This is a genomic window from Poseidonibacter sp., from assembly GCF_041821165.1.
Taxonomy (GTDB): Bacteria; Campylobacterota; Campylobacteria; order Campylobacterales; family Arcobacteraceae; genus Poseidonibacter.
This window is the reverse complement of record NZ_JBGUES010000090.1, coordinates 1-9005: the sequence shown is the minus strand read 5'-3', so window position 1 is coordinate 9005 and position 9005 is coordinate 1. Positions and strand designations below refer to the sequence as shown.

General features: G+C 25.3%; 7 protein-coding genes. All 7 read left to right on the top strand.

Going from position 1 to position 9005, the window contains the following annotated elements; all coding sequences use genetic code 11:
• A partial coding sequence (locus tag ACERKK_RS08145) for a 3-hydroxyacyl-CoA dehydrogenase NAD-binding domain-containing protein (RefSeq protein WP_373772587.1) occupies positions 1–1736 on the top strand: 1736 nt, incomplete at its 5' end.
• Positions 1724–4084: an acyl-CoA dehydrogenase gene (locus ACERKK_RS08140; protein ID WP_373772586.1), complete on the top strand. Its 2361-nt coding sequence runs from the start codon at positions 1724–1726 to the stop codon at positions 4082–4084. The genes ACERKK_RS08145 and ACERKK_RS08140, both read left to right, overlap by 13 nt.
• Complete coding sequence (locus ACERKK_RS08135) at positions 4081–6204, top strand: alpha/beta fold hydrolase (RefSeq protein WP_373772585.1); 2124 nt, start codon at positions 4081–4083, stop codon at positions 6202–6204. The genes ACERKK_RS08140 and ACERKK_RS08135 overlap by 4 nt, the downstream gene beginning before the upstream one ends.
• 68 nt (positions 6205–6272) lie before the next feature.
• A complete protein-coding gene (locus ACERKK_RS08130) occupies positions 6273–7028 on the top strand; it encodes a M48 family metallopeptidase (RefSeq protein ID WP_373772584.1) in 756 nt (251 codons plus the stop codon).
• A 10-nt stretch (positions 7029–7038) separates the two neighbouring features.
• Positions 7039–7593 (top strand): transglycosylase SLT domain-containing protein, encoded by a 555-nt coding sequence (locus tag ACERKK_RS08125; protein WP_373772583.1) that lies wholly within the window; start codon positions 7039–7041, stop codon positions 7591–7593.
• A gap of 30 nt (positions 7594–7623) precedes the next feature.
• On the top strand, positions 7624–8712 hold the full coding sequence (locus tag ACERKK_RS08120) for a substrate-binding domain-containing protein (protein WP_373772582.1): 1089 nt from the start codon (positions 7624–7626) through the stop codon (positions 8710–8712).
• On the top strand, positions 8709–9005 hold a 297-nt coding region (locus ACERKK_RS08115), incomplete at its 3' end, for a hypothetical protein (protein WP_373772581.1). The genes ACERKK_RS08120 and ACERKK_RS08115, both read left to right, overlap by 4 nt.

The window sequence follows — 9005 nt, the reverse complement described above, 5'->3', positions numbered from 1 at the left end:
GTACAAATGAAAAAACAAAACTTGCTTTCCCTGAAGTAAAATTAGGATTTTTTCCAGGTTTTGCAGGTACACAAAGAGCTCCAAAAGTTGTTGGATTAATTAATGCTTTAGATTTAATTTTAAGTGGAAAAACAGTTGATGCAAAAAAAGCTTATAGAATAAATTTAGTTGATGAAGTTTTTGATGATGGTCAAAAAGATTTTAAACTTGAAGAGTTTATTCAAAATGCGATTAATAAAAGAGTTAAAAGTAGAAAAAAATTTAATATTTTAGAAAAATGGCCTTTTAATGAAATTGTATTTTCAAAAACATTATCAACATTAGAAAAAAAAGTAAATAAAGAATTTCAAGCTCCATATAAAGCACTTGAAGTAATAAAACAAAGTTTTGGTAAATCTTTTGAAGAAGGAATATTATTAGAAGCAAAAGAGTTTAGTAAATTAGCAGTTACTAAAGAATCAAAAAATATGATAAAACTATTTTTTACTTTTGAAAAATTAAATAAAAACTATGAGAAAACAAATAGCCCTATTTCTAATGTAACAATCTTAGGAAATGGAGTAATGGGAAAAGGAATTATTTGGCTATTTTCTAAATACTTAAAAGAAGTTAGAATCAAAATTAGAAAAATAGAACAAGTAAAAGATATTTTAAAAGATGTAGCAAAGGTTTATGACTTCTTAATTAAAACTAGAAGAATGACAAAAAGTCAAGTTGATTTTAAACTAAATAAAATTTCATACACAGATAAATTTATTGGTTTAAACAAAACAGAGTTTGCAATAGAAGCAATTATTGAAGATGAAGAAGCAAAAAAAGAAGCCTATAAAGAGCTTGAAAAAGTATTAGATAAAAATGCAATTATTGCAACAAATACTTCATCAATTTCTATTGAAAAACTAGGAAGTGATATAAAAAATAAAGAAAATTTTATTGGGGTACATTTTTTCAATCCTGTAAATATGATGCCTTTAGTTGAAGTAATTCCATCTTCATATACTTCAAAAGAAACAATAAATAAAACTTTTGAACTTTTAATATCTTGTGGTAAAACTCCAATTTTAGTTGGAGATTGTGCAGGATTTATTGTAAATAGAATATTACTTCCTTATTTAAATGAAGCAGCATTTATTTTAAGTGATGGTTCAAATATTAAACAAATAGATAAAACAATAAAAGATTTTGGTATGCCAATGGGTCCATTTACACTTACTGATACAGTAGGTATTGATATCGGATATAAAGTTGCATCAATCTTAAATGAAGCCTATGGTGAGCGTATGCCAATTGCTCCAATTCTTACAAAAATATATAAAGATTTAAAACTTTTAGGTAAAAAATCAAATAGAGGTTTTTATATTTACAATGGCAAAGATATAGAAGTAAATGAAAATGTTACGTCAATGCTAGACAATAATAATAAAATTATAACAGAAAACGAAATTGTTGAAAGATGTATTTATATTATGATAAATGAAGCATCAAGATGTCTTGAAGAAGGTATTGTTGATGATGCAAATATAATTGATTTTGCAATGATTACAGGTACTGGATTTCCTCCATATAAAGGCGGATTATGTACATTAGCTAATGACTTAGGTATAGAACATATTGTAAAAAGATTACAAACATATGAAAAAGCGTATGGAAGTAGATTTACTCCAAGTAATTTACTTTTAAAATTAGCTAGCGAAAATAAAGATTTTAATACAGGAGAAAAGTTATGGAAACAATAATATTTTTATTAATACTTTTAATCTTAGGATTTTTTGCATTTCCATTATATTCATATTTTGCGATAATTGGAGTGTATTCATTTATATTTTTTGATGTAGGTGCTTTATATTGGATAATATTTTTTGCTCTAGCAGCTGTGTTTACATTTCAGCCATTTAGAGTTAAATTTGTTTCAAGTAAATTAGTAAAGTTTATTCAAGAAAAAGGTTTATTACCAAATATTTCAGCAACAGAAGAAGCTGCACTTCAAGCTGGAACAAATTGGGTTGAGTCTAACTTTTTTAAAGCAGAAGTTGATTTTAAAGAAATCAAAGAACAAAAAGTTATTGAATTAACAGAAGAAGAACAATCATTTATTGATAATGAAGTAAATGAGCTTTGTGAAATGACAACAGATTGGGAAATTTTCCAAAATAGAGACTTTTCACCTGAAGTTTGGAAGTTTATTAAAGAGAAAAAATTCTTTGGTATGATAATTCCAAAAGAGTATGGAGGATTAGGTTTTAGTGCAACAACTCACTCTCATGTAATTGAAAAACTAGTATCAAGATCACAAGTTTTAGCAATTACTGTTATGGTTCCAAATTCACTTGGACCTGCTGAGTTAATATTAAAACATGGAACACAAGCTCAAAAAGATAAGTACTTAAATGATTTAGCAATAGGTAAACAAGTACCTTGTTTTGGTTTAACAGAACCAAATGCAGGAAGTGATGCTACATCAATTACATCAAATGGTATATTATTTAAAGATGAAAATGGTGAAATCAAAATCAGATTAAACTTTGAGAAAAGATATATCACATTAGGAAATATAGCAACACTTATTGGACTTGCTTTTACACTTAGTGATCCTGACAAATTACTAGGGAAAGAGGAAAATCTAGGTATTACATTTGGTTTAATCGATTCGAAACTTCAAGGAGTTGATAACTCAAAAAGACATGACCCATTAGGAATTCCATTTGTAAATTCTCCAATATATGGTAAAGATGTAGTAATTGGTCTTGAAGATATTATTGGCGAAGAAAAAGGAATTGGAAAAGGTTGGCAAATGCTTGTTGAGTCTTTATCTATTGGTCGTGGTATATCTTTACCAAGTGTATCTTTAGGTGGGAGTAAACTTGCTTTAAATGTTTTAGCTTCTTACTCTAGTTTAAGAGAACAATTTGGACTAAGTATTGATCACTTTGAAGGTGTTGAAGAAAAAATTGCTAAAGTTGCAGCTTTTACTTATTTATTAAATGCTTCTAGAAACTATACTTTAGATGCAATTGATGATGATGTAAGACCAGGAGTTGTAAACTCAATTATGAAATATCATGCTACTGAAAAATTCAGAGAAGTAATAAATGATTCAATGGATGTATTAGGCGGAAGTGCAATTATGAGAGGAAAAGGAAATCTTTTAGCTCATGCTTATTTTGCTTTACCAATTTCTATTACGGTAGAAGGTGCAAATATTTTAACAAGAAATTTAATGCAGTTTGGACAAGGATTAATTAAATCTCATCCATATATTTATACACAAATAAATGCACTAAAAAACAATAATATTGAAAGTTTTGATAAAGCATTCTTTTCTCATATTGGTTTAGTTACAAATGCCTTTGCTAAAACTATTGTATATAATTTTACAAGAGGACATGCAAGTTGTCAAAAAGGCGACTTAAAAAGATATAAACAAAAACTTGTTTGGGTTAGTGCAGAATTTACATTTTTAACAAATCTTGCATTATTGATTTTAGGTCCTGCATTGAAAAAAAGAGAAAATATTAGTGCTAGATTTGGAGATATTCTTTCTAACTGTTATTTAATTACAGCTACTATAAGAGAATATGAAAATAACCCAAGTGAAGAGAATAAAAACTTAGTAGATTATATTTGCCAATATTGTTTTAATGATATTCAAATAGCAAGAGAAGAAATTATTTCAAATATTGGTTTTATAGGATTCTTACTACCACTTGTAAAAGTAAATCCATTTGCTATTAAAGCAAAAGATTCACTTAATGCAAAAATTGTAAAATCTTTAAGAAATAAAGAAACGTTAGATAACTTAACATCAAATATTTTTATCTCATCAGATTCTGATGATAAATTAGTAAAAATCCAAGATGCAGTTAGATTAAATAAAGAGAATGAAGGAAACTTCAAAATCTTAAAAGATGCAATTAAAAATAAAACTATTAAAAAAGATAGTTTTGAAAATATGATAAATGAATTACAAGAAAAAGAACTTATATCTAAAGATGCTGTTTTAAGTATGAAATTAGCACATACTCTAAAACAAGAAGTTATTGCTGTTGATTCATTTAAACTAGATGAATATAAGGCTTCCCGATGAAAAAAAATGATTTGCTAATTGATACTAATGGTTATGTTTTAAGTCTGTTAGAAAAGATTCTTGATGCGAATATAGAGATAAAAGGGATTGAAAACATCCCTAAAAATAATCCTAGAATTTTTATAGCAAATCATTTTACAAGAACAGAGGCGATGCTTATTCCTTATACTTTATATAATCTTACAGGTAAAAAGGTTGGAGTTATTGCCGATGATTCTTTATTTAAAACATACTTTGGAAACTTTCTTACAAAGTTAGGGGCTATGAAAAAATCAAATCCAAATAGAAATAATCATATTATTGGAGATTTGATTACCTCATGTAAAGATTGGATGATTTTTCCTGAAGGAATGATGGTAAAATCAAAAGATATTACTAAAATGGATAAGAATTTTTGTGTAAAAGTGGATGGAACATGTCAAAGAGTTTATACAGGTGCCGCTTTTTTTGCACTGAGATCTCAAATATTAAGACAAAACTATTTTAATAATAAAATTAAAGATTTTAAAAAATTTCAACATAATTATTTTGTAAATGAATGTACAGATATTAATAAAAATGAAACAATGATTGTTCCTATTAATATCTCTTATTCAAAATTAAGAACTGGTAGAAATTTTTTAATTAATATGGCTGAAAAATTAATTGATGAATTAGGTGATACTTTTAAAGAAGAGCTTGAAATTGAAAGTAATATAATTTTACGGTCAAAAATAACAATACAAATACTTGAACCAATTAGTACAAAAGATATTTTAGAAAAACCATATAAAAATGAGCTAAATCAAAAATTAATTACAGAGAGTATAAGATATGATTTAATGCATAATGCTATGAATAAAATTTATGAATCATTAACAATTAATTTTGACCATATATTTATTTTAACACTATTTTTATATCCAAAGAAACATATAAATATAAAACATTTTAAAAGGCTAATTTACTTAGCAATAAAACAGATAAAAAAACAAGATTTTTATTATGATGATAAAATTGATAAAGATTTAATCTATTTAATTTCTTATGAAAAATATGATCAATTTGAGGATGTTTTACAACTTGCTATAAAAGATGAAATAATAATAGTCGAAAATGAAAACTATTATGTTAATAAAAAAAGACTTCTTGATAACTATACACATCATACTATTCGATTAAAAAATATATTAAAAGTGATATTAAATGAAATCCAAATTCAAGAAGGTGTTAAAACTATCATAAATAAACTTATCAATAAATCTAATGATGATATTGATTTAGAATTATTAACTATGCTTAAAAAAGCAGAAAAAGACGAATATGATGAAGCATATTTAAAAATTAGACATAGAAATGATGTAAAACCAAAACATATAGGAGAAGCAAAATATTTTACAAACAGAGATAATGACACTTGTATTATTGCAATTCATGGTTTTAGTTCAGCACCAAAAGAAGTTGAACAATTAGCACATTTTTTATATGATAATAATTTAAATGTATATGCGCCAAGATTAGCAGGTCATGGTACTGTTCCTGAAGATTTAAGAGATACAACATGGCAAGATTGGTATAAGTCAGTATGTAGAGCAATTACCATTACATCACTTTCATTTAAAAAAATCTATATTGTAGGATTTTCAACAGGTGGATTACTTGCACTATTAAGTACAAGAAAATGTTTTAAAGAGTTTGAAGGAGTTATTTGTATAAATGCAGCACTTCATTTAAACGATATTAGAGTAAAAGCTTTTCTTCCAGCACTTACTTTTTGGAATGATATTGTAAAAAGATTTAATGAGAATGATTATGCAAAAGAGTTTGTACATAATCAAGCAGAAAACCCTAGTATAAATTATGATAAGTTTTATGTTGAAGCAATGGAGCAATTAAATTTACTTATGAATAAAACTAGAAAAATTTTATCAGATATTAAAAATCCTATTTTAATAATCCAAGGAAAAGATGATCCTGTAGTAAATCCTAGTTCTGCTTATGAAATACATGAAAAGATACAATCAGAAAATAAAAAACTTTGTATGATTGAAGCAAAAAACCATGTTATTGTAAAAGGAAAAAATACAGACGAACTATATTCATTAATTTTAGAATTTATTAATAGTAAAAAAACATTATAATAGATACAATCTTTATCTTTTGATATAATTAGAATAGCATATAATTATATCAACTAAAGGGGTGTAAAATGAAAAACTATAATTTTATTATTTCTCTTTTTTTTATCTTATTTATAATTGTGGGTTGTACACAAAAGACTCCATATACAAATAGATCTCAAATGATTTTCATGTCTCAAGAAGAAGAATTAGCATTAGGTGAACAATCATATAAAAAAACACTATCCTCTCTAAAAGTAATAACATCAACAACAGATGCTTTTAGAATCAGAAATATTGGATTTAGAATTGCACAAGCTGCTAATAGATCTGATTTTAAATGGGAATTTAATCTTGTGGAAGATAATCAAATGAATGCATTTTGTTTACCTGGAGGAAAAGTTGTTGTTTATACAGGGATATTAAAAGCTGCAAAAAATGATGATCAATTAGCAACAGTTATGTCTCATGAGATTGCACATGCACTTGCACGACATGGTGCTGAGAGAATGAGTTCTGCAAAACTACAACAAGGTATTCAAGTTTTAGGAAATGTAGTTTTAGCATCACAAGGTTCTTCATATCAAAATATATTTAATCAAGCATATGGAGTTGGAACTCAACTTGGAATTATGCTTCCTTATGGAAGATTACAAGAGAATGAAGCTGATGAAATTGGAATATATTTAATGCACAAAGCTGGTTATAATGTAAATGAAGCATTAAATTTTTGGAAAAATATGAGTGAAGGAAAAGAGAGTAATAATGAGTTTTTTTCAACACATCCAAGTTCACAAACAAGAATTAATAATATTCAAAATGCAATAAACAATATAAAAAAGTAACTAATAAAAAATGATTAAACAAAAAAGGCCTAAAGTAGTAAATATATTAAAATATTTACTGCTTTTTTTTATACTTATACTAATATCAGGTTGTTCTAGTAAAACAATTAATCAAATCTTTATTGAAAAAGGTAAAAAATATAATGTTAACTATAAAACATTATATGCAATATGTAAACATGAAAGTAATCATAAAACTAATGTAATAAATGTAAATAAATCAATATTTAATATTCAAAAAGGTTCTCATTATTTTACATCTGCTTTTAAAGCAAATTTATATATGGATTTTATTCTCGATCCTTTATTGTTAAATTATGATATTGGAATTTGTCAAATAAATAAAATTCATTTAAAAAGGTTAAATTTAGATAATGAAGATTTATTAGACCGTGAATTAAATATAGATATTGCTGCAAAGATTTATAAATATAATTTAAGAAAATGTAATTATAGAATAATATGCGCATTAAGTATGTACAATACAGGATATAAAAACTCAAGAGTAGGAAGAGCTTATGCAAAAAAAGTACTAAGAATTAGAAAAAAATTATGGGGAGAATAATAATTATGATATAATTATTCAGGAGAAAAAATGAGAAAATTGATATTTGTATTATGTTTAGTAGTCTGTGGTTTTTCTTCAAATATTGATGAATATATTCTAGCTTCTGAATATTATAAGAATAATCCAAAAGAGAAAATATCTTCTAATGACTTTATAAAAATTGTCGATAATAAAGCAATTCCTATAGAGAAAAACAAAAACAACCCTATAAAAATTTATATGATATATCCAGGAAAACAAGTCTCTGATTATTGGAGAAGAAGTAAGAAATCTTTTGAAGCAAGATTAAATGAACTTGGAATAAAATATGAACTAATTGATTTCTTTACAAAACCTAGTGTTGAAATAAATAAACAAATAAATGGATTAGTTAGTGCTCTTTCTCATAATTCTAACTATCTTATTTTTACTCTTGATGCAAAAAAACATTTTAAATTTATTTCTGCAATTTTAAATGAAAAAAATCCAAAATTAATACTTCAAAATATTACAACTCCATTGAAAAACTTAAATTTAAAACAACCATTTCTTTATGTAGGTTTCGATCATATTATTGGAGCAGAAATGCTTGCAAAACAGTATATTAAAGAAATAGGAATAAATGGTAAATATGCTGTTTTATATGGTTCTCAAGGCTATGTAAGCCAAATGAGAGGTGATAAATTTATTACATATTTAAACAAAAATACAAATTTAAAGCTTGTTGATAGGTACTATACTGATTTTAATAAAGAAAAAGCAAAACTTGCTACTTATGATTTATTAGAAAACCATAAAAATCTAAAATTTATTTATGCTTGTTCTACTGATATAGCACTTGGTGTTGTTGAAGTTTTAAAAGAAAAAGGATTACTAGATAAAATCAAAGTAAATGGTTGGGGCGGAGGAAGTGCTGAACTTAAAGCCATAAGAGATAAAGAATTAGATTTTACAGTAATGAGAATGAATGATGATAATGGAGTAGCAATGGCAGAAGCAATAAAGCTTGACTTACAAAATAATAGCAATAAAGTTCCTTTAATATATTCTGGTGATTTTAAGTTAGTACATAAAAATATGGATTATAAAGAAATTGAAAAATTAAAAGATAAAGCATTTAGGTATTCAAACAAATGAAATATAAATTAATAAACTTCTTTACTCTATTTTATTTTATTTTCTCTTTTAGTTCTATTTTATTGTTTTTAAATTGGCAGTCTGGAACAATTAAAGATTTTCATGAAATAGAACTAAATAATTTTTTTAATCAAACTGATAATATTGTAAAAGTTTTACTAAAAAAAGAAAAAAATGAAATCAAAGATATTATAAAATCTAATTTAAGAAACTATAGTACTGAAAACTTAGATAATATCACAGAATTAAATAATATTGATTTTATATTTACATCTTTTAACTCAAAAGTTTTA